General features: G+C 70.3%; 20 protein-coding genes. 10 read left to right on the forward strand and 10 right to left on the reverse strand.

Translation table 11 applies throughout. From position 1 onward, the window contains the following. Positions 1 to 140 precede the first annotated feature (140 nt). From OG223_RS25010 to OG223_RS25035, 6 genes are all read left to right on the forward strand, one after another. Positions 141 to 941 carry a winged helix-turn-helix transcriptional regulator gene (locus tag OG223_RS25010; RefSeq protein WP_329252769.1) on the forward strand — a complete coding sequence of 267 codons (801 nt, stop codon included), beginning with the start codon at positions 141 to 143 and terminating at the stop codon, positions 939 to 941. 107 nt (positions 942 to 1,048) lie between these two features. Then, complete coding sequence (locus tag OG223_RS25015; RefSeq protein ID WP_329252772.1) at positions 1,049 to 2,074, forward strand: LacI family DNA-binding transcriptional regulator; 1,026 nt, start codon at positions 1,049 to 1,051, stop codon at positions 2,072 to 2,074. Positions 2,075 to 2,659: 585 nt separating this feature from the next. Beyond that, entirely contained in the window at positions 2,660 to 3,877 is a 1,218-nt protein-coding gene (locus OG223_RS25020) for a S1C family serine protease (RefSeq protein ID WP_329252774.1), read from the forward strand. 36 nt (positions 3,878 to 3,913) lie between these two features. Then, on the forward strand, positions 3,914 to 4,114 hold the full coding sequence (locus tag OG223_RS25025; RefSeq protein ID WP_329252777.1) for a hypothetical protein: 201 nt from the start codon (positions 3,914 to 3,916) through the stop codon (positions 4,112 to 4,114). A gap of 138 nt (positions 4,115 to 4,252) precedes the next feature. Further along, on the forward strand, positions 4,253 to 4,990 hold the full coding sequence (locus OG223_RS25030) for a response regulator transcription factor (protein WP_200686993.1): 738 nt from the start codon (positions 4,253 to 4,255) through the stop codon (positions 4,988 to 4,990). A gap of 62 nt (positions 4,991 to 5,052) precedes the next feature. Further along, entirely contained in the window at positions 5,053 to 6,441 is a 1,389-nt protein-coding gene (locus OG223_RS25035) for a sensor histidine kinase (RefSeq protein ID WP_329265451.1), read from the forward strand. Between the two features lie 90 nt (positions 6,442 to 6,531). On the opposite strand, the gene OG223_RS25040 is transcribed toward OG223_RS25035, so the two are convergent. The 3 genes from OG223_RS25040 to OG223_RS25050 form a co-directional block, all read right to left on the reverse strand. Then, positions 6,532 to 6,747: a DUF6243 family protein gene (locus tag OG223_RS25040; protein WP_200686997.1), complete on the reverse strand. Its 216-nt coding sequence runs from the start codon at positions 6,745 to 6,747 to the stop codon at positions 6,532 to 6,534. A 103-nt stretch (positions 6,748 to 6,850) separates the two neighbouring features. Further along, positions 6,851 to 7,249 (reverse strand): hypothetical protein, encoded by a 399-nt coding sequence (locus tag OG223_RS25045; RefSeq protein ID WP_329252786.1) that lies wholly within the window; start codon positions 7,247 to 7,249, stop codon positions 6,851 to 6,853. Beyond that, positions 7,246 to 7,533 carry a hypothetical protein gene (locus OG223_RS25050; protein ID WP_329252789.1) on the reverse strand — a complete coding sequence of 96 codons (288 nt, stop codon included), beginning with the start codon at positions 7,531 to 7,533 and terminating at the stop codon, positions 7,246 to 7,248. Before OG223_RS25050 ends, OG223_RS25045 begins: the two co-directional genes overlap by 4 nt. Before the next feature lie 109 nt (positions 7,534 to 7,642). Here OG223_RS25050 and OG223_RS25055 point away from each other — a divergent pair, with 109 nt between their 5' ends. Genes OG223_RS25055 through OG223_RS25065 form a run of 3 tightly spaced genes read left to right on the forward strand, consistent with a single transcriptional unit; the run spans position 7,643 to position 9,746 of the window. Beyond that, a complete protein-coding gene (locus OG223_RS25055; RefSeq protein ID WP_329252792.1) occupies positions 7,643 to 8,242 on the forward strand; it encodes a PH domain-containing protein in 600 nt (199 codons plus the stop codon). A 5-nt stretch (positions 8,243 to 8,247) separates the two neighbouring features. After that, positions 8,248 to 8,979: a hypothetical protein gene (locus OG223_RS25060; RefSeq protein ID WP_329252795.1), complete on the forward strand. Its 732-nt coding sequence runs from the start codon at positions 8,248 to 8,250 to the stop codon at positions 8,977 to 8,979. 44 nt (positions 8,980 to 9,023) lie between these two features. Continuing rightward, a complete protein-coding gene (locus tag OG223_RS25065) occupies positions 9,024 to 9,746 on the forward strand; it encodes a response regulator transcription factor (protein ID WP_329252798.1) in 723 nt (240 codons plus the stop codon). A gap of 1 nt (position 9,747) precedes the next feature. Here OG223_RS25065 and OG223_RS25070 read toward each other — a convergent pair whose 3' ends face one another. After that, positions 9,748 to 11,589 (reverse strand): ABC transporter ATP-binding protein, encoded by a 1,842-nt coding sequence (locus OG223_RS25070; RefSeq protein WP_329252800.1) that lies wholly within the window; start codon positions 11,587 to 11,589, stop codon positions 9,748 to 9,750. Positions 11,590 to 12,849: 1,260 nt separating this feature from the next. After that, positions 12,850 to 14,655 (reverse strand): bifunctional metallophosphatase/5'-nucleotidase, encoded by a 1,806-nt coding sequence (locus OG223_RS25075; RefSeq protein WP_329252803.1) that lies wholly within the window; start codon positions 14,653 to 14,655, stop codon positions 12,850 to 12,852. Positions 14,656 to 14,801: 146 nt separating this feature from the next. On the opposite strand from OG223_RS25075, the gene mshD reads away from it, so the two are divergent. Beyond that, complete coding sequence (gene mshD / locus OG223_RS25080; protein ID WP_329252806.1) at positions 14,802 to 15,731, forward strand: mycothiol synthase; 930 nt, start codon at positions 14,802 to 14,804, stop codon at positions 15,729 to 15,731. A 616-nt stretch (positions 15,732 to 16,347) separates the two neighbouring features. Here the strand turns inward: mshD and OG223_RS25085 are convergent. The 5 genes from OG223_RS25085 to OG223_RS25105 form a co-directional block, all read right to left on the reverse strand. Further along, positions 16,348 to 16,995 carry an ABC transporter gene (locus OG223_RS25085; RefSeq protein WP_443073852.1) on the reverse strand — a complete coding sequence of 216 codons (648 nt, stop codon included), beginning with the start codon at positions 16,993 to 16,995 and terminating at the stop codon, positions 16,348 to 16,350. A gap of 68 nt (positions 16,996 to 17,063) precedes the next feature. Further along, positions 17,064 to 18,590, reverse strand: coding sequence for an ABC transporter permease (locus OG223_RS25090; RefSeq protein ID WP_329252811.1), 1,527 nt, complete (start codon positions 18,588 to 18,590; stop codon positions 17,064 to 17,066). Further along, on the reverse strand, positions 18,587 to 19,447 hold the full coding sequence (locus OG223_RS25095; RefSeq protein ID WP_329252815.1) for an ABC transporter ATP-binding protein: 861 nt from the start codon (positions 19,445 to 19,447) through the stop codon (positions 18,587 to 18,589). Before OG223_RS25095 ends, OG223_RS25090 begins: the two co-directional genes overlap by 4 nt. 29 nt (positions 19,448 to 19,476) lie before the next feature. Next, the gene (locus OG223_RS25100; RefSeq protein ID WP_329252818.1) at positions 19,477 to 20,313 is read right to left on the reverse strand and encodes a zf-HC2 domain-containing protein; all 837 of its coding nucleotides are present in this window, start codon (positions 20,311 to 20,313) and stop codon (positions 19,477 to 19,479) included. Further along, complete coding sequence (locus tag OG223_RS25105; protein WP_329252820.1) at positions 20,310 to 20,852, reverse strand: RNA polymerase sigma factor; 543 nt, start codon at positions 20,850 to 20,852, stop codon at positions 20,310 to 20,312. Before OG223_RS25105 ends, OG223_RS25100 begins: the two co-directional genes overlap by 4 nt. Between the last annotated feature and the right edge of the window lie 96 nt (positions 20,853 to 20,948).

Below are 20,948 nucleotides of genomic sequence, written 5' to 3' on the forward strand. Positions count from 1 at the left end.
GGAGCGTTGTATACGAAGCGGTACACCACGGGAAACCACAGGTGGACGCCGGTGATACAGGGCCCTCGGGATCACAGAGCATCGCCGCAATGCCGCAGTGCCGCAAACGTCCTCGCAGGGACCGAGGAGGAACCAGACTTATGAGTTCTCTGCTGCTCCTGACCAATGCCCTCCAGCCGTCGACGGAGGTGCTTCCGGCCCTTGGCCTGCTGCTGCACAACGTGCGCGTGGCACCGGCGGAAGGCCCCGCCCTCGTCGACACCCCCGGTGCCGACGTCATCCTGATCGACGGCCGCCGCGATCTGCCTCAGGTCCGCAGCCTGTGTCAGCTCCTGCGGTCCACCGGACCCGGCTGTCCGCTCATCCTCGTCGTCACCGAGGGCGGCCTCGCGGCCGTCACCGCCGACTGGGGCATCGACGACGTGCTGCTCGACACGGCCGGCCCGGCCGAGGTCGAGGCGCGACTGCGGCTGGCCATGGGCCGCCAGCAGATCGTCAACGACGACTCCCCCATGGAGATCCGCAACGGCGATCTCTCCGTGGACGAGGCGACGTACTCCGCCAAGCTCAAGGGCCGGGTCCTCGACCTGACCTTCAAGGAGTTCGAGCTCCTCAAGTACCTCGCGCAGCATCCGGGCCGCGTCTTCACGCGCGCACAGTTGCTTCAGGAGGTCTGGGGCTACGACTACTTCGGCGGTACGCGGACGGTCGACGTCCACGTACGACGGCTGCGCGCGAAGCTCGGGCCCGAGCACGAGTCGCTGATCGGGACCGTCCGGAACGTCGGTTATCGATTCGTTACGCCGGAGAAGGGTGACCGGGGCGGCGAGGAGGCCAAGCTCAAGGCGAGTGCCGCTCTCGCCGGTGCGAAGCCGGAGGATGCGGACGGTACGGCTGATTCGGCCGCGCTGGACGCCGCCGAGATCCCGGCCGAGGCGTAGTCCGTTTCCGGGCAGGGCGTTGCTTCCGCACAGGGAAGCCGCACAGAAGCTGAGAGAAGCTTCGATACGCCCTGCCCAGGGCGGGTCCATCCGCGTAGACTCCGCGCGTGGCCAAGGTGACTCGGGATGATGTGGCGCGGCTGGCGGGTACTTCGACCGCCGTTGTCAGCTATGTCATCAACAACGGACCCCGGCCGGTTGCCCCGGCCACGCGCGAGCGTGTCCTCGCCGCGATCAAGGAACTGGGGTACCGGCCGGACCGGGTGGCCCAGGCCATGGCCTCGCGGCGCACGGACCTCATAGGCCTGATCGTGCCGGACGCGCGCCAGCCCTTCTTCGGGGAGATGGCGCACGCGGTGGAACAGGCCGCATCCGAGCGCGGAAAAATGGTGCTCGTCGGCAACTCCGACTATGTGGGCGAGCGCGAGGTGCACTACCTGCGCGCGTTCCTCGGGATGCGGGTCTCCGGCCTGATCCTCGTCAGCCACGCGCTGAACGACAACGCGGCCGCCGAGATCGACGCCTGGGACGCCCGCGTCGTCCTCCTGCACGAACGCCCCGAGGCGATCGACGACGTCGCCGTCGTCACGGACGACCTCGGCGGCGCCCAGCTCGCCGTCCGCCACCTTCTTGAGCACGGCTACGAATACGTCGCCTGTATGGGCGGTACGGCGGACACCCCGGCCGTCGGTGACCCGGTCTCCGACCACGTCGAGGGCTGGCGGCGCGCGATGGCCGAGGCCGGCCTGCCGACCGAGGACCGACTCTTCGAAGCCCCGTACAACCGCTACGACGCCTATCAGGTCGCCCTGGGCATCCTCTCCGGCCCCCGCCGACCGCCCGCGATCTTCTGCTCCACCGACGACCAGGCGATCGGCCTGCTGCGGGCCGCGCGCGAGCTGCGCATCGACGTGCCGCGCGAGCTGGGCGTGATCGGCTTCGACGACATCAAAGAAGCGACCATGGCCGACCCGAAGCTGACGACGATCGCCTCGGACCGCCCGGCGATGGCCCGCGCGGCCGTGGACCTCGTCCTCGACGACGGACTGCGGGTGGCGGGGTCGCGACGCGAGCGCCTGAAGGTGTTCCCGTCAAGGCTGGTCATACGCCAGTCCTGCGGCTGCGAGGGCTAGCCCCGGCTCTGTCCTGCCTGTGCCTCGCCTCTGTCCCGCTCGGCTGATCAGGTCGCGGGAGGTGGGCGGGGCGTGATCCTCGCGGGTTCGGCGGGGCGTGATCCTCGCCGGTGAGCGGGGTGGGGTACCTGCGGCTGTGAGGCGGAGGGGGGCGGCGCCCGATCCACGCCGGTGAGTGGTGCAGCGCGCGTGGCCGCAAGGCCGAGGAGGGCGGCGCCGCGATGGGGGCCCCGGGCCTTTGAGGCAGTGGAGCGTTTGCCTCGCCCCGTCTCTGGCTCACCCCTGTCCCGTCCGGCTGGTCAGGTCGCGGGACGTCGGCGGCGCGTGATCCTCGCCGGTGAGTGGTGCGGCGCGTGCGGCTGCAAGGCCGAGGAGGGCGGCCGCGCGATGGGGGCCCCGGGCCCTGGCCCCGCCTGTGCCCCGCCCCTAACTCACCCCTGCTCCGTCCGGCCCGGGGTCGCCCGGTTCGCTGGTAGCCCCCGTTTTCCGGGGCTCCGGCGTCTTTATATCGGGCATACGAGGTTCTGTCGGGCTTCTCAGCGGGCGCTCAGGTACCTCTCATGATCTCGCGACAGTCTCTTTTCCATGACCGAGAGCTTCCGCCGCAGCGGCGAGTACGAGACCCCCCAGGGCGACCAGCCGCAGGCGTACCCCCAGCAGCAGCACGCCTCTTCTCCCGTGAACCCGGAGTGGCCGCCCCCGCCGGCCTACCAGCCGCAGCCCGCCCAGCCGGTGCAGCAGGCTCAGCCGGTGCAGCCCGCCCAGCAGGCCGAGCCCGTGTGGCCGGCTCAGGCGGCCGCCCCCTCGCCCGCCCCGCAGGCCGCCTTCGGCGCCGACGGCGGAGCGTACGGCGGCGACGGCAACGGCGGCGACACGGCTCTCCTCACCCCCGTCCAGGCCGAGGCGCCCAAGCCCAAGAAGCGCAACCGGGGTCCGCTCGCGCTGCTCGCCGCCGTGGCGATCGTCGCCGCGGCCGTCGGCGGCGGCACGGCGTACGCCTTCCAGGAGCTGACCGGCAAGGACACCGTCGCCACCACCAGCACCACCACGGCCGTCGTGCCCGCCAGCAAGAAGGGCGACGTCGCCACCATCGCCGCGACCGTCAGCCCGAGCGTGGTCGAGGTCAACGCCACCCTCAGCAACGGCACCTCGACCGGCGCGGGCGTGGTCATCACCGCGGGCGGCGAGGTCGTCACCAACAACCACGTCATCGCCGGCGCCACCTCGGTCAAGGTCAAGACGAGCGACGGCAAGTCGTACACCGCGACGGTCGTCGGCACCGACAGCAAGAAGGACCTCGCGCTCCTCAAGCTGGCGAACGCCTCCGGCCTGAAGGCGGCCACCCTCGGCAACTCCGCCGGCGTCCAGATCGGCGACACGGTCGTCGCGATCGGCTCCCCCGAGGGCCTGACCGGCACGGTCACCAGCGGCATCGTCTCCGCCCTGAACCGTGACGTGACCGTCTCGACCGACGAGAGCCAGAGCCAGAGCCAGGGTTCCGACGGCAGCGGCCAGTGGCCCTTCCAGTTCGGCGGCCAGCAGTTCAACGGCGACACGGGCTCCTCGACCACAACGTACAAGGCCATCCAGACCGACGCGTCCCTCAACCCCGGCAACTCCGGCGGTGCGCTGATCGACGCGAACGGCAACATCATCGGCATCAACTCCGCGATGTACTCGTCCAGTTCGGACTCCTCGTCCTCGTCGTCCGAGGCCGGAAGCATCGGCATCGGCTTCGCCATCCCGATCAACACCGTCAAGGCGGACCTGGCCTCGCTGCGAGCGGGCGGCTCCGACAACTAGGGCAATGGCCCATCAGCAACCAGTAGGGAGTACGTCATGATCAAGCAGGTTTCGCACACGGTGACCGACACCGGAGCGGCCGGTCTCGGCCTGGCCCTCGGGGTGGCGTACGAACTGCACGCGCCGGCGACGCGGGCGCCGGAGGTGGCGCCGGAACTCATGGGCCTCCGTACGAACGCGGCCCGCACGCACCACCGGAAGGTGCCGTTGAAGCGCCTGAGCGGAGTGCGCGGCTGAGCAGGCGGACCGGGGAGGCCGATCTCATCCTTTTTCTCACTTCCTCCCCTCTTTACGCGCCAGCCGGGAAACATGCGAGGCTGATTGCGACCAGCCGAGCGTTGTCTCCCCGTCCCACCGCACCCGAGGAATCCAGCCATGAGCCCCGCCGAAGGCGACCGTGACACCCAGCGCATCCTGATCGTCGACGACGAGCCGGCGGTACGCGAAGCACTCCAGCGCAGCCTCGCGTTCGAGGGGTACGACACCGAGGTCGCCGTCGACGGCGCGGACGCGCTGGAGAAGGCGACCGCGTACCAGCCCGACCTGGTCGTCCTCGACATCCAGATGCCGCGCATGGACGGCCTCACGGCCGCACGCCGGATGCGCGGGGCGGGCACGACGACGCCGATCCTGATGCTGACGGCCCGCGACACGGTCGGCGACCGCGTCACGGGACTGGACGCCGGCGCGGACGACTATCTGGTCAAGCCCTTCGAACTCGACGAACTCTTCGCGCGGGTACGGGCGTTGCTGCGCCGCAGTTCGTACGCGGCGGCGGCCGCGGCCGGGGCGGCCCCCGAGGACGACTCCCTCACCTTCGCCGACCTCCGCATGGACCTCGCGACGCGCGAGGTGACGCGGAACGGGCGCCAGGTCGAGCTGACCCGCACCGAGTTCACGTTGCTGGAGATGTTCCTGGCGCATCCCCGCCAGGTCCTCACCCGCGAGCAGATCCTCAAGGCGGTGTGGGGCTTCGACTTCGAGCCGTCGTCCAACTCCCTTGATGTGTACGTGATGTACCTGCGCCGGAAGACGGAGGCAGGGGGCGAGCCTCGGCTGGTGCACACGGTTCGGGGCGTGGGGTATGTCCTTCGACAGGGTGGCGCGGAGTGAAGAAGGTCCTCGACCGGTTCCTGCACCGGTTCCGGACACTGCCGATCCGGTCGAGGCTGGCGATGCTGGTCGCGGCGGCGGTGGCGTTCGGGGTGGCGGCGGTTTCGGTGACCTGTTGGTTCATCGTGCAGGGGAAGTTGTACGACCAGGTCGACGGCAGCCTGAAGGACATGGTGCGCAGGCCGGGCACGGTCCAGTCGTTGTTGCAGAGGTGCACGCAGACCCCTGAGAAGAACACCGACGTGTTCTCGGGCCGGAACGAATACGTGGAGGCGATCAAGGAGAAGGGCGCGCCCTGCGTCGACCCCAGCTCCCCGGGCACGGTCAAGGCCACCAACACCGACAAGAACGTCATCAAGAGCGCGAAGAGCGGCCAAGCCGTCTTCCGCAACGGCACTGACGAGGACGGCAACACCGTCCGCGTGCTGACCCTGTATCTGGGAGTCGACCAGTCCGACTCCCAGGGGGTGGCCGTGCTCCTCGCTGCCCCGCTCAAGGGCACTCAGTCGACGCTCAACGAACTCGCCCTGATCCTCCTCCTCGTCTCCGGCATCGGAGTCGTCGGCGCCGGTGCGGCCGGACTCGCGGTCGCCCGCGCAGGTCTCCGCCCCGTCGACAAACTCACCGAGGCCGTCGAACACGTGGCCCGCACCGAGGACTTGGCCGTCCGGATCCCCGTGGACGAGGACAGCGACGACGAGATCGCCCGCCTCTCCCGCTCGTTCAACTCGATGACGACCTCCCTCGCCAACTCCCGCGAGCTGCAACAGCAACTCATCGCGGACGCCGGTCACGAACTCCGCACCCCCCTCACCTCCCTCCGTACGAACGTCGAACTCCTCACCCGCAGCGAGGAGACCGGCCGCCCGATCCCCCCGGCGGACCGCAAGGCCCTGCTCGCCTCGGTGAAGGCGCAGATGACCGAACTGGCGTCCCTGATCGGCGACTTGCAGGAGCTGTCCCGCTCGGAGGGCCAGCGGGGTGAGCGCGTCCAGGTGGTGTCGTTGCAGGACACGGTGGAATCCGCCCTGCGCCGAGCCCGCCTGCGCGGCCCTGAGTTGACGATCACGGCGGACGTCCAGCCCTGGTACGTCCAGTCGGAGCCCTCCGCACTGGAGCGCGCGGTGGTCAACATCCTCGACAACGCGGTGAAGTTCAGCCCCGAGGGCGGCACGATCGAGGTGCAGCTCACGCGCGGTGTCCTCACGGTCCGCGACCACGGCCCCGGCATCCCCGCCGACGAACTCCCGCACGTCTTCGACCGGTTCTGGCGTTCACCGTCGGCGCGCGCCCTCCCCGGTTCCGGCCTGGGCCTGTCGATCGTCGCCCGCACGATCCAACAGGCCGGCGGCGAGGTGACGTTGGCGCACGCGCCGGGCGGGGGGACGGTGGCTACGGTGCGGATGCCCGGGGCGCCCACTCCGCCCCCGGAGACGCCGGACACACCGTAGAGCCCGATACGCATACGTATACGCATACGCCGCACGACAGGGCCCGGACCGCGACGTCTCGCGGTCCGGGCCCTGTCGTGCGGCGGTGTGTCAGCTCTGTGCGGTGTCGTCGCCCGCCTGCTCGGCGGCCTCGGCCGCGGCCGCCTTCTCGCGCATCTTGCGGACCAGCTCCGCCTTCTGGTCGGCCGCGCCCTGGCGGTCGAGGTTGCGGTGCGGACCGTGGTTCTGCCGTTCGGCGCGGGACAGCTTCTTGCGCTGGCCGCCGCCCATGCCCACGGGGTTGTTGATGTTCTTGCTCACGGTCATGACAAAGACGGTACCCGGTTCGGCCGGCCTCGCACACCAATCCGTTCGCCCCTAATGCGGAGCTACGGGCGAAACAGGGCATAACCGCCGATCGCCTTCCGCCTCAGTGGAAGCCAAGCATTCCCGGCGAGTCGATGTCGACGGTGACCACGCCCGGCGGGTACGCCTCTTCCCGGGCCGTCAGGAGAATCGACATGCCCGTGAACTCGGCTCGCGGCAGTGCGCAGTACAGGGCGTGACAGGTGTCCGGTCCGCCGTACCCGTCACGGACCATGCTGCCGATGGTGACCGCGGAGACCGTGGTCACGTCGTCGACCACCACCGAGGAGAACGCGAGCACACGGTCACCGGCGCCCGCGTCCTCGGACTCCGCCCGCATGAGGCAGAGCGCGGGAATCCGCAGCAGATCTCCCGGAGTGTGGGCCATGTTCGCGGCGAGAAGGTTCAACGCCTTGTGCCCGTTCGCGAGAGCGCGCGTGGCACCGGTGTCCAGGATGATCACGTGGCCGCGCCTCGCGCCCTACGGACCTTCTCGGCGGCGATCTTGTAGATGTTGCCGAGGACGTCAGGCGCCCTGTCGAACTCCGCGTCGCTGATCTCCAGACCGATCACGTCTCGAACGACCCGCCGGTCCGCGGCCAGCCGCTCGGCGATCTGCTCCGCCGTCGGCTGCGCGGCAGCCAACCGCTCGACGAACTGCCCCAAGGTCATCCCGTGCTCCTTGGCAACCTGAGCAAGATGGTCCCGGGCCTGCCGGGACACCTGAATGGTCGTGTTCTCCGCCATGGTCCAACCATAGCCTGGCAATAGCCACGCTGCGCACCGGTTCCGATCTCTCGGTGACGTGCACAGCTTCCTGCCTTACGCTCCTGCCCTGTTGATTCGGGGAGGGTCCATGGGTGGGGACGGCGACAGAGACGGGATCGAGCGGGAGTACCGGCGGCGAAGACCCCTGTCCATCGCCTGGTGGCAGATCGGCATCGACGTGCTCGTCTACGGCACCGTCATTGTGCAGGCGACGACGAATCCGTATCCGCCCGGGCGTTGGTTCAGCATCGTGCTGCTGGTGCTCGTGCCGGTCAGGCTCGTCCTGGGGCTGCTCTACTGGAAGCGAGGGCGCACGATCGTCGGCGCCCAGGGGATCACCACGCGCGAAGCCCTGCGGACGTCCACCCGGACCTGGCACGACCTCTATGACATCCGGGCCGAGTTGAACGCGCGCGGCGTCGAGAACGCCGAGTGGACCACCTATGTCTACGACGGCGACGGGCGCAGGACGCGCCTCCCCTACTTCGACGACTGGCACCGCCCCGACTTCCACGCCGAACTCGCCGACCTGCGTGCCGTGTCCGCACAACACCGGGGCATGGCCTGGGAGTTGCGGCCCGAGGTGGAGGAGCGGATCCGGGTCCGGGCGCGGCATCGCAAGGTCTGGGGCGCGGGGTTCCTCGCGGCCGTCGTCGTCGGGTTCGCCACGTTCGTGGTCCTGGCGTAGGTGCCGTGAAGTCCGAGGATGGGGGCATCGTGGACGACCGCGGGATCGAGCGGGAGTACCGCAGGCGGAGGAAGGCGTCCCGGAGGCGGAACGTCGTCCTGTGGATCATCGCGGGGAACTCCGTGCTTCAGATGGCCCGGCCGCACAGCAGCATTCCGGTCCGGTACCGGCTGCTCGTCCTGGCGCTCATGGCGGTGCTGTTCGTCTGGGCGTTTCTCTCCGTGCGGCGCGGGCTCACCTCCGTGACGGCTGACGGGGTCACGGTCCGCGGCGCCTTCCGCGTGCGCGGGCGGGCCTGGCACGACATCTACGATCTGCGGGTCGAGCGCCACCCGAAGCAGACCGCCGCCGATGCCCAGTCGTTGACCTGGCTCTACGACAACGACGGCCGCAGGTTCCTGCTCCCCAACGTCGACGACTGGCAACTCCCCGATGTCCGGGCCGAGATCGACGGTCTGCGCACCCTCGCCGCACAACACCGCGGCATGGCCTGGGAGTCGCGGCCCGAGGTCGAGGCGCGGATCCGGCTGCGCGCGGGGCATCGCAAGGCTCAGGAGCGAGCGGTCGTCTGGACCCTGCTCGTCTTCTTCGCCGCCGTCGGGTATCTGGCGTGGGAGGTGAGCGTCGGCGACGAACCCCACCCCTTCCTGCTGCTCCTCTGCGCTCCGCTCGCCGCGTACACCCTCCTCGTCACGCTCTTCCGCCTGCGTGCCTCCCGAGCCCCAGCCCACTCATAAGTCTCTGCCAGCCCCAGCACAGCCCCCCGCCCCACCGTGTTCGAATGGCGCGGAAGATCCTGCTGGCCGACGACGACGTGGACGTACGGGAAGGGCTCGGTCGGCTGCTCAGATTCGAGGGGTACGAGACCGTCCTCGCGGGGGACGGGCGTGCCGCCCTCGATCTGCTCGGGCTGTCCGACGATGCCGCCGGGCCCGATCTCGTGCTGATGGACGTCACCATGCCGGAGCTGGACGGGCTCGCCGCCACGCGGCGGATCCGGGCCTCCGGGTGCACCGTGCCGATCCTGATGATCACCGGGCGGGACGCGGTCGGCGATCGGATCGTCGCCCTCGACAACGGTGCCGACGACTATCTCAGCAAGCCGTTCGCCATCGAGGAACTCCTCGCCCGGGTACGGGCGTTGCTGCGGCGCGGTGCCCGGCAGGAGACCCGGACCGATCCCCCGGCCGAGCTGGAGCGGCTTGTCCACGGTGATCTCGTCATGGATCTGCGGACCCGTGTCGTCACCCGCGGCGGGCGGCCGGTCGAGCTCACCCGGACCGAGTTCCTGTTGCTGGAGTACCTGCTCCACCATCCGGGCGCCGCCCTCACCCGGTCCCAGATCCACCGGCACGTCTGGGGGTTCGACTTCGAGCCCGCGTCCAACACCCTCGACGTCTACGTCATGTACCTGCGCCGGAAACTGGAGAGCCGCGGCGAACCGCGGCTCATCCACACCGTGCGGGGACTCGGGTACAGCCTCCGGGCAACTCCCCTTGGCTGATCTACCTGTTCGGCTTCGGGAGCCTCAGGATCATTGTCTCGTCCGGGACTTGGCGCAGGATCATCGTGTCCTCCGCGCGGTGCCGTCCCGTTCCCATTCCCGTGATCGCCATTTCGGGGAGCGGACCCGCAAGTCGCGCGTACGCGCCGCCCCTTGCCACCAGCTCCGCGTGCGTGCCCGTCTCGACGAGGCGTCCGCCGTCCACCACCAGGATGCGGTCCGCGTCCGGGGCCAGGCTCAGGTCGTGGGTGATCATGATGGTCGTACGGCCGGACATCAGGCGGCGCAGCGGCTGGATCACCTGGCGGGCGGCCACCGAGTCGAGGCCGGCCGTCGGTTCGTCCAGGACCAGGACCGGGGCCTCGCGGAGCATCGCCCGTGCGATCGCGATCCGCTGGAGCTGGCCGCCGGAGAGTGCCGCGGTGCCGGGGGCGATCTCCGTGTCGTAGGCCTCGGGCAGTGCGGTGATGAAGTCGTGGGCCGCCGCTGCCCGTGCCGCCCGCTCGATCTCCTCGTCCGTCGCGCCGGGGCGGCCGCACTCGATGTTCTCGCGGATCGTGCCGTTGAGGATGAGGGTCTGCTGGGGCAGCAACGCCACGTTCTCCCGCAGGAATTCGAGGGGTACGTCGCGGAGGGGGACGCCGTCCAGGCAGATCACGCCGCCGGAGGGGTCGTAGAAGCGCGTCAGGAGCTTGGAGAGCGTGGACTTGCCTGCTCCGCTCTCCCCCGTGACGATCACCAGTTCGCCGGGGCCCGCCCTGAACGTGACGTCGTTCACCGAGTCGCGGCTCGCGCCGGGGTAGCGGAACGTCACGCCGTGGAAGCTGACCCAGCCGTGGACGGGCCAGGCGGGGACGGGTTCGTGGGGGTCGCCGACGGACGGGGTGGCGTCCAGGATCTCGTTGATGCGGGCGGCGCCGGCGGTGGCGGCGGTGAGGGTGAGACCGAGTTGGCCGAGGTTGCGGACCGGGGGGTAGAGGTAGCCGATGAAGGCGGCGAAGGCGAGGAGTGCGCCGAGGGTCATGCGGTCGGCGGAGATCTCCCAGACGCCGAGGCCGATGACCGCCAGCACGCAGAGCGTTTCCACGACCTCCACGAACTGCTCGTACATCTCGCTGAGGCGGGCGCCGCGGACCGATGCCTTCATCCATGCGCGGGCTTCGACGTCGAGGCGCTTCTCCTCGTCGCGGCGGCGGTTGTACGCCTGGGTCAGCACCACGTTGCCCAGGGACTCCTCGACCACCGAGGTGATCGCGCCGTCCGCGACCCGTTCGTCCTGCGAGGCCTGCTTGATGCGGCCGGAGAAGCGGCGGGCGGCGAGGAGGAAGAGGGGGGCCAGGACGAAGGTGGCCAGGGCCAGGTCCCAGCGGAGGTAGAGGGCCGCGCAGGCGTAGAAGACCGCCGAGAAGGCGGCCGAGATGGTGCCGACCACTCCGGACACGACCATCTGCTCGATGGCCTCGACGTCTCCGGTGAGGCGTTCGACCAGGTCGCCCTGGCGGTGCTTCTGGAAGAAGTGGGGTGGGAGGTCCTGGACGTGGCGGAAGACGTTCGCGCGCAGGCGCAGGACGAAGCGTTCGGCGGTCCAGGTGGCGAGGGAGTTGCCGAAGTAGCCGACCAGCGCGCCCAGTATCGCGACGCCGAGCCAGGCGGCGGCCGGGCCCCAGAACTCGGACAGCGAACCGGCCTTGAGGGCGTTGTCGGTGAGCTCCGCGAAGAGCAGGATCGCGGCGGTCTCGGCGAGCGCCGACACGATCACGCACGTGATGATCACCGCGAGCCACTTGCGGTCACCGCGGGTCAGCGGCCAGAAACGGCGGAAGGCCTCACGGGCTTCCCTCATGGTCAACAACTCCCTTCAGAGCAGGTCGAGTTCAGTAGCCGGCCGAGGCGAGTACAGGGGCCGGACATGGCCGAGGCGGGGCCGCCGGCGCGAGCGTGCTCGCTAACCGGTGGCCCCGCCTCACGTGGTGCCGGCTCAGCCCTTGTGGGCGACGGGGCGCTTCGGCGCGGGCTTCTTGGGCGCGGGCTTCTTCGGGGCCGGGGCGGGCTTGCGGTGCTTCTTGACGGGGACGATCTTGTGGAAGCTCATGGTGGATTCCCTCCCTGGGGGTTCGGCACTGCGGCCGGGTGTGGAGTACTGCGGGTCTTCTGCGGCTCGCCGGACTGCTTACTTGTGCCCGACCGGGCGCTTCGGCGCCGGCTTCTTCGGCGCGGGCTTCTTCGGGGCCGGGGCGGGCTTGCGGTGCTTCTTGACGGGGACGATCTTGTGGAAGCTCATGACGGATTCCCTCCCTGGGGGTTCGGCACTGCGGCCGGGTGTGGAGTACTGCGGGTCTTCTGCGGCTCGCCGGACTGCTTACTTGTGCCCGACCGGACGCTTCGGCGCCGGCTTCTTCGGCGCGGCCTTCTTCGGGGCCGGGGCGGGCTTGCGGTGCTTCTTGACGGGGACGATCTTGTGGAAGCTCATGACGGGTTCCCTCTCCGGTACGACTGTCGCGGTGTCTGCTGCGGTTCTGCAACAGTTCCTCTACCGATCTGCTGCAACTGCCTTTGAATTACGCCTGTAAATTCTTTGTCAGCCCTTGTGGGCGACCGGGCGACGCTTCGGGGCGGGCTTCTTCGGGGCCGGCTTCTTGGGGGCCGGAGCAGGCTTGTGGGTCTTCTTGATGGGGTGAATCTTGTTGAAGCTCATGATTTATTTCCCTCCCGGACAATTCTTATCTGCGGTTTACTACGGCTGGTCGGGCCGGGTTACTTGTGGCCGACCGGGCGGCGCTTCGGGGCCGGAGCAGGCTTCTTCGTAGCCTTCTTGGGGGCCGGGGCGGGCTTGTGGTGCTTCTTCGCCGGGGCGATCTTGTGGAAGCTCATCGTGCTCTCCTTTTCGTTCTGTCGTTTGCGCCGTTCGCTTTCGACATGGAAAACACTACTGGACTCCTGACGCAGGAAAAGCCTTTTCTGCTTAGACCTTCCTGAGCGATTGCTGTGGATGATTCTTATGCGATTCGCGGAACTGAACCCGCCCTCACACAGAATTTAGAACGGGAAAACGGAAGGGGGCCCGGCGCCGACCTGCGGCACCGGGCCCCCAAGGGGTGGGCTGTTACTGCACGACGGTGATCCGGTTCGCCGCCGGGGGCGTGAGCGGGCTCGCCGCCGACGAGTGGGCCGTCAGGTACTGCGCCAGCGCCGCCAGGTCGTCCGTGCCGACCACGTCACCCGTGCCCTGGCCGAGCGTCGTGAAGCCGTCACCGCCGCCCGCGAGGAAGCTGTTCGTCGCGACGCGGTACGTGGCGGCCGGGTCGATGGCGGAACCGTTGAGCTTGATCGAGTCCGTGACCACGCGGTCCGCGCCCGTCTTCGTCAGGTCCAGCGTGTACGTCAGCCCGGACGACGGCTGGAGCACCTTCGGCGCCGCCGCGTTCGTACCGCTCACCTGTTCCTTCAGCACCTGGATCACCTGGGCGCCGGTGAAGTCCTGGAGGTTCACGGTGTTGGCGAACGGCTGCACCGTGAAGCCCTCGGCGTACGTCACCACGCCGTCGCCCTCACTCCCCTTGGCCGCGTAGGTCAGCCCGGCCCGCACCCCGCCCGGGTTCATCAGCGCGAGGTCGGTCTCCGGGTCCAGCTCCTTGCCGTACGCGAGTTGGGCGTCGGCGATGAGGTCGCCCATCGGGGACTCGGTGCCGGTGCTGTTGACGTCACCGGAGATGTAGCCGATCGCGCGGTTGCCGATGGGGGCCGCGAGGGTGTTCCACTTGCCGATCAGCGAGGTCATGTCGGCGGCCTTGGGCACGGTCCGGGTGACCACGTGGTTCGCCGACTTGACCGACGTACGGGCGATGTCGCCGGTGAAGCGGTCGTACGTCAGCGTGGTGTCCGTGTAGAGGCGGCCGAAGGACGCGGCCGAAGTGACCATACGGGGCTTGCCACTTGGGTCGTCGATCGTGCAGACGTACGCGTTGTGGGTGTGGCCGGTGACGAGGGCGTCGACCGCCGGGGTGACGTTCTTCGCGATGTCGACGATCGGGCCGGAGATGCCGGAGCCGCCGCCGGACGCGTCGCAGTCGTAGTTGTAGGACGCGGAGGCCGGGAAGCCGCCCTCGTGGATCAGCGCGACGATCGACTTGACGCCCTGCTTCTGGAGCTCCTTGGCGTACTTGTTGATCGTCTCGACCTCGTCCTTGAACTGGAGGCCCTTGACGCCGTCCGCGGAGACGATGCCCGGGGTGCCCTCCAGCGTGACGCCGATGAAGCCGACCTTGACGCCGTTCTTCTTCCACACCCAGTACGGCTTGAGGATCGGCTTCTTCGTCTTCTCGTCGAGGACGTTGGCCGCGAGGTAGGGGAAGTCGGCGCCCGTGAACTTCTTGTCCGTGTAGCAGCCCTCGGTGGGGTGGCAGCCGCCGTTCTGGAGGCGGGCCAGCTCCTTGGCGCCCTCGTCGAACTCGTGGTTGCCGACCGAAGTGACGTCCAGGTCCAGCTTGTTGAGGGCCTCGATGGTCGGCTCGTCGTGGAACAGGCCCGAGATCAGCGGGGAGGCACCGACCATGTCGCCGCCGGCCGCGGTGATCGAGTACGGGTTGTTCTTGCGCGCGTCGCGCAGGTGCGTGGCGAGGTACTCGACGCCGCCCGCGTCGATCGTCTTCGCCGTGCCGTCGGCCTGGAGTTCGGTGACCCGGCCGGAGGAACCGGACGGGGGCTCCAGGTTGCCGTGCAGGTCGTTGAAGGACAGGAGCTGCACGTCCTGGTAGCGGCTGGGCTTGTGCCCCTGGCCGCCGGGGTTGCCGTGTGCGTCGGCGGGCAGCGCGGCGGCCAGCGCACCCGCCGTGGCGAGGCTCACGGTGGCGGCGAGGAGTGCCGCGGTACGGCGTCTGCGCGGGCGGTCGGACTGGGTTGTGGCTGGCATGAGCCCCCCTGTGTGTCGGCTGAGAAGGTCACCACGTTCCGGCGCAGCCTAGGGTCAACGCGCGTAGCGTGACAGGGGGTTCTTGGTTACATCCTGGTTTCTTCTTTGCCGCCACTTTGCTGGTATGTCCGCTTACCCTGATGCCCATGACCAGCGACGACACCGCACGGCCCGCGCCCGCCTCCCGATCCATCGAGACCTACTCCGCGCTCTCCCCGGACCAGGGCGAGGCCGTCCTCGCGCTGATCGCCGAGGCCGCCCGGACCGACGGGCAGCAGGCGGTGTCCGAGCAGGGGCGGTTGCGGATCCGTGGGGGTGAGCGGGACGGGGTCTCGCATCTGCTGCTGACCCTGGGGGACGCGCTCGTGGGGTACGCGCAGTTGGAGGACACGGATCCGGTGGAGGCGCCGGCCGCGGAACTCGTCGTTCATCCCTCGCATCGGGGGCACGGGCACGGTCGGGCGCTGGGTGCCGCGCTGCTGGCCGCGTCCGGGAAGCGGTTGCGGGTGTGGGCGCATGGCGGGCACTCCGCCGCGCGGCATCTCGCGCAGGTTCTCGGGCTCACGATGTTCCGTGAACTCCGGCAGTTGCGGCGGCCGTTGACCGGGCTCGAGCTGCCGGAGCCGGTGCTGGCGGAGGGGGTGAGCGTACGGACCTTCGTGCCCGGGGAGGACGACGCGGCCTGGCTCGCTGTGAACGCCGCGGCCTTCGCTCACCATCCCGAGCAGGGGTCCCTGACGCAGCGGGACCTGGACGACCGTAAGGCCGAGGCGTGGTTCGATCCTGCGGGGTTCTTCCTGGCCGAGCGGGGTGGGGAGCTCGTCGGTTTCCACTGGACGAAGGTCCATACGGAGGAGGGGCTGGGCGAGGTGTATGTGGTGGGGGTGTTGCCGGGTGCGCAGGGTGGGGGGCTGGGCAAGGCGCTGACGACGATCGGGCTGCGGCATCTTGCCGGGCGGGGGTTGGCTACGGCGATGCTGTATGTCGATGCCGACAACAAGGCGGCGGTGTCGGTGTATGAGCGGTTGGGATTCACGACGTACGAGACGGACCTGATGTACCGCTCGGAGTCGTGAGGCTCGCGGTGCTTGGGTGTGCTTGGGTGGCCGTCCCTGGGGGCTGCGCCCCCAGACCCCCATCGGCCCTGAAGGGGCCTCGTCCTCAAACGCCGGACGGGCTGGATATTGGCGGCCTGCGCTGGAATGTGGCGGCGGTGTCGGATGGGCCTCCGGGCGAGTGGGTTGCGGCGGCCGGAGTAGCTTGCGGCGGGCGATGGGGAATCAGCCATCAGACAGACCGGACTGTGCCCGCCCCGTCGAGATCAGTCGAGATCAACTCCCGGACGGGCTAGGCCGACCGACCAGGACAGAGCACGACGGCCGCACCCGGATCACCCGCCGGACCGAGTGGATTACACCCGCCGGAGTGGCCTGCGGCGGCCAGGTCGGAACCAGCCCAACAGACAGACCGGATCGTGCCCGCCGCCGCGTCGAGATCAACTCCCGGACAGGCTAGGTCCACCGACCAGGACAGACCACGACGGCCGCACCCGGATCACCCGCCGGACGAAGTGGCTTGCGCGGCCGGGTCGGAACCGGCCGCGCGACAGGCCGGCTTGTCGGCCGCGTCAGAATCTGGCGCCGGACGGCGTGGATCGTGCCGCCGGGCCGGATTGCAGCAGCCGACTCGGGGTCAGCCCGCGGACGGGCCGGGTTGTGCCCGCCGTGTCCGCAACAGCCGCCTGCGCCTGAGCGGTTCGGGGCCGCATGCCGCCCACAGTGCCGCCGCGCTCACCAGGACCAGGGCCCAACGGTCGTGGCCCGCGGCCCAGTTCTTGTCGCTCGGTGTGGCGAACATGCCCCAGCTCTGAGGGAGGAAGAGGGCCGCCGCCATGGACGTGGCGAGGAGGGCGATGGCGACGCGCTGGCCCGGTTCCGGTTCGGACGTGAGGCGTGTCGCGGTGGCCGACGCGGCCAGGGCGACGACTGTCGCGGCGGCCGCCTCCAGGGTGATGTCCCCGACCGGGGGCCGTACCTCGGCCGGGATCAGCAGCACGACAGCCGTCCACCACAGGGCGGCCAGAGGTGCGACCAGGGCGGTGCGCAGGGCGGCCCGGACCACGCGGCGGGTCGGGACCGTGGCGGTGACGTGCCGGGCCGGGTCGTCCAGGAGGAACGTCAGGCCCAGGGCGAAGGCCAGCGCGGCGCCGCGCAGCACGAGCAGCGCCGTCCACGGGTCGGGGTCGGCCGAGGTCAGGCGTGGCAGCGCGGCCAGGAGGAGCCCGGCGACGGCGCCCCCGCCTACGGCCCGCCAGGGCAGAGCCCGGGCAACCGGCCGCACCAACTGGCCCAACCGGCCCGGTGTCCCTGCGGAGCCCCGAACCGTCGCCGGGGCCGACTCCCGTTCCCTCACTCGCACTTGTCCGCCCCTGTCGGCGCCTTCACGCCCAGCAGCTCCGCCACCTTCGCCGTTGTCACCTTGGGTGCCGTCAGTTCCGTCCAGTGGGCCTTCACCTTCGGGGTGATCTTCGTGGTGCCGGCCGCGAGCAACTCGCGTAGCACCGTGGTCTGTTCGGCCGTCATGGACATCGGGTTGGTCGGTGAGAGCACGATCGCGGAGCCGCTCACGCTGTCGTCGAGACGGACCGCGCGCAGTTCGGTCAGGGGGTCGGACTGCCAGCCGAGGGCCAGCCACATGATGGTGACCATGCGGCCGTCGCAGAAGGAGCCGACCGCCTTCTCGCTGCCCATCACCAGCACGGAGGAGACCGCCGCGGCGAACTCCGGTACCCGGGGGCCGCCCCAGCGGGTGCCGACGGTCACCTGGTAGGGCACGGTGGACGGCTGGATCGCGCCGTCGCCGTCCATGCCGTAGCGGGCATCGACGCGCTGCCGTACGAGCAGCTTCTCCTGGGCGGCGGTGCCGCCGGCCAGGGACTGCACGTGGTCGGCGACCTCCGCCCAGGTGCCGGTGCGGGGCAGCCACTCGGGGAACGCGCAGTACGTGGAGTTGCCGTGCCGGGCGCAGGACTGGACCTTCGCCGGGTTCACGGTGGCCAGCACGCGCGCACTGACAACGTCCGCGGACACCTTGGCCGCCTGGCCCACCGCGCCCCAGGTGCCGAGGCCGACCGCCACGACGAGCGCGGCGGCGACGGTCTTCGTACGGCCGCCGTTGACCAGTACCGCCGCCAGCGCCAGGGTCAGCGCGAGTCCGAACAGGTAGAGGGCGTGCCAGGCGGCCGGGCGGCCCAGCAGGTCGGAGGGGAGCGTCTTGCTGCTCGCGTCACCGATGACCGGCACCAGCCACCGTGTAGCGCTGCCGTTGTCGTCACCCGGGACCGCCCCGAGGAAGAGGGTCGAGAAGAACGCCATCACCAGGAGCATCGGTGCGGCGAACGGCGACCGCACCACCCGGGCCAGCAGTACTCCGGCCGTTCCGGCGAGCAGGACCGTGAACGGTCCGACGAGCAGTTCGCCCACCGAGCCGTGACCCACCGAGCCGGGCGCGAGCACGCCCCAGGTGAACTGCGCGCCCACCATCAGCGCGGTGAGTCCGGCGGCCGGTACGACGGACAGCGCGAACGCGACCGTACGGCGCCAGGGTTCGAGGACCAGGACCCCGAAGTGCCGGTCGGTGTCCTGGCGTCGGGAGCGCAGCACGGCCTGGTTGGCGCAGAGCAGGACGGCCAGGGCGGGCAGCAGCGGGCCGGTCTGGGTGGCGCGGTCGATGTCCTGGAGAGCCGGGTAGCCGGTCCAGGCGTCGCGCATGTCCCAGCAGATCCAGGCGGCGTAGACGACGAACATGAACAACACCGGTGCGCGCAGCAGGAGTTTGCGGGCCTCGAAGAGGGCCAGCGCCAACACCGCGGCCCAGGGACGGCGTTGGTCCTCGGTGCGTTCGGCCATGGGTGCCTTGTCCAGTACGGCGCTCATGCCGCCACCTCCGCGGCCATGCCGTCGAGGGCGATCAAGTAGCCGTCCTCCAGGGTCGGTTCGACGAGTTCCGCGCCGGGCGGCGGGTCGCCGACGTTGCGGAAGGCGCCCAGGCCGGTGCGCCAGCCCGCCATCGCGGCCGGGTCGCGTTCCGTACCGCTCCACACCCGGCCCGCGGCCCGTGCGGTGAGTTCGGCCGGGGTGCCGTCGAAGCGGACGGTGCCGCCGGCCATGACGACGACCCGGTTGCAGAGCATCGCGACGTCCTCGGTCTGGTGGGTGGAGAGGAGGACCGTCCGGCCCTCGCCCGCCCTGGCGATCAACTCCCGGAAGCGCATGCGCTGTTCGGGGTCGAGGCCGACCGTCGGCTCGTCCAGGACCAGGAAGCCCGGGTCGCCCACGAGGGCCGCCGCGAGCGCCACGCGCTGCCGCATTCCGCCCGACAGCTTCTTGATGCGCTTGCCGCGCACGTCCGACAGGTCGACCTCCTCCAGCACCCGCCGCACCTCCTGGTGGCGTGCGGTGCGGTCGGTGAGTTCCTTGAGGATCGCGACGTAGTCGACGAACTCGAAGGCGGTGAAGTCCGGGTGGAAGCCGGGCGTCTGCGGGAGATAGCCGAGGACGCGCCGCACCTCCTGCCGGCCGGCCGTGCTGCTCGGGTCGTGGCCGAGCACGGTGAAGGCGCCCGAGTCGGCGGGCTGCGCGGTCGCCAGGACCCTCAACAGGGTGGTCTTTCCGGCCCCGTTGGGGCCGAGCAGTCCGGTGACGCCCTCGCCGAGCCGCAGCGACACGTCGTCGAGGGCGTGCGTCGAGCCGTAGCGCAGGCTGAGCCCGGCCGCGGAGACGGTGGTGGTCATGTACGGAACTCCAGTCAGGGTTCGAGGGATCAGGCGAGGGGGCCGAAGGCGGCCGGGCGGGCGTCGAAGCGGTCCCGGAGCAGGTAGAGGAGCCCGGCCGCGAGCGCGGTCACCACCGCGGCCACCCCCTGGCCCGCCGGGGTGAACGGTTCGAGCGTGCCGCCGTGCAGGTTGTTGGCCACGAGGAGGAACGCCACCCAGCCGCCGCCGACCAGGGACGGTGCGAGCACCGGGCCCAGGCGCGGGGTCAGGGCCAGGGCGGTCGTCGTCAGGGCGAGGGCGGGCAGCAGCCAGCCCAGGGCGGCCAGGCCGTATCCGGGCAGGGCCAAGGAGGCGAGGCCGTTGAGGCCCAGGCCGGCGACCAGGACGGCGACCGTACGGATCATCAGCAGACGGAAGCCGTGCAGCGGGGCGACGACCGCCATCTCGTACGTCGGGTCGAACTTCGGGCCGTAGGAGAGGGCGACGCCCGCGAGGGGAAGCAGCGGGGCAAGGCCCAGGAAGAGGGTCGGGGACGCGGAGTTCTTCAGGGAGTTGGTGACGAGCACCGTCATCACCAGCAGCGCGACCACCGCGCCGAGCCACGAGCGGCGCAGTACCGGCGTCGCCGCGAGCAGCCGTGCCGTGTGGTCGGCGACGCCGATCCGGACGAGCAGCGACTCCACCAACCCCCTTTTCGGGGCGTCGAGTTCGGCGTCGAGGCGCGCCCAGCCCGCGTCGAGCGCGACGGGGTCGGCGACGGACGCCAACAGGTCCCGGCAGTCAGCGCACTTGGCGATATGGGTGTCGGCGGACCAGAGCATGGGCGGTGCCAACTCGCCCCGCGCATAGGCGCGTACGTCGTCTTCGGCCACATGCCAGGTCATGCCAGCTCCTCCCGCAGTTGCTTACGGGCCCGCATGGCCCGCGTCTTGACCGTGCCGGCCGGGATGCCCAGCAGCACGGCCGCCTCCCGGGTGGTCAGCCCGTCGATCACGGTGGCCTGGAGGACCGCCCGCAGCTCCGGCGAGAGCCGGACCAGGGCGCCGGCGAGGTCCCCGTGCTCCACCCCCGCGAGCACGCGTTCCTCCGCAGACGCCTCGTCCCGGTGCCGCAGCCGCGCCAGCGCCTGCCGCATCCGGCCGCGCGCCCCGTCGCCGCGCAGCACGTCGATCAGCCGCCGCGACCCGATCCGCCACAGCCACCCGGCCACATCGCCGTCCTCGCGGTAGCGCGCACTGCCCCGCCACACCGCGAGAAACGTCTCCTGTACGACGTCGTCGACCATCCCGGCGTCGGCGCACCGGCCGCGCAGCCGCGCGGTCAGCCACGGCGCGTACCGCCGGTACAGCTCCTCGAACGCGCGCCGGTCACTGTCCGCCGCGATGGCCCGCAGCAGCTCCCCGTCGCTTCCCGTATCGCTCACGTCTCCTCATCGCACGAGCCCCGCCGACCGGTTCACGGACCGGCACATGGATCTCTCTTGACTTTCTCAGCCCCCTTGCACCACCCTTTCACTACT

The sequence above is a fragment of the Streptomyces sp. NBC_01478 genome (assembly GCF_036227225.1).
GTDB lineage: Bacteria > Actinomycetota > Actinomycetes > Streptomycetales > Streptomycetaceae > Streptomyces.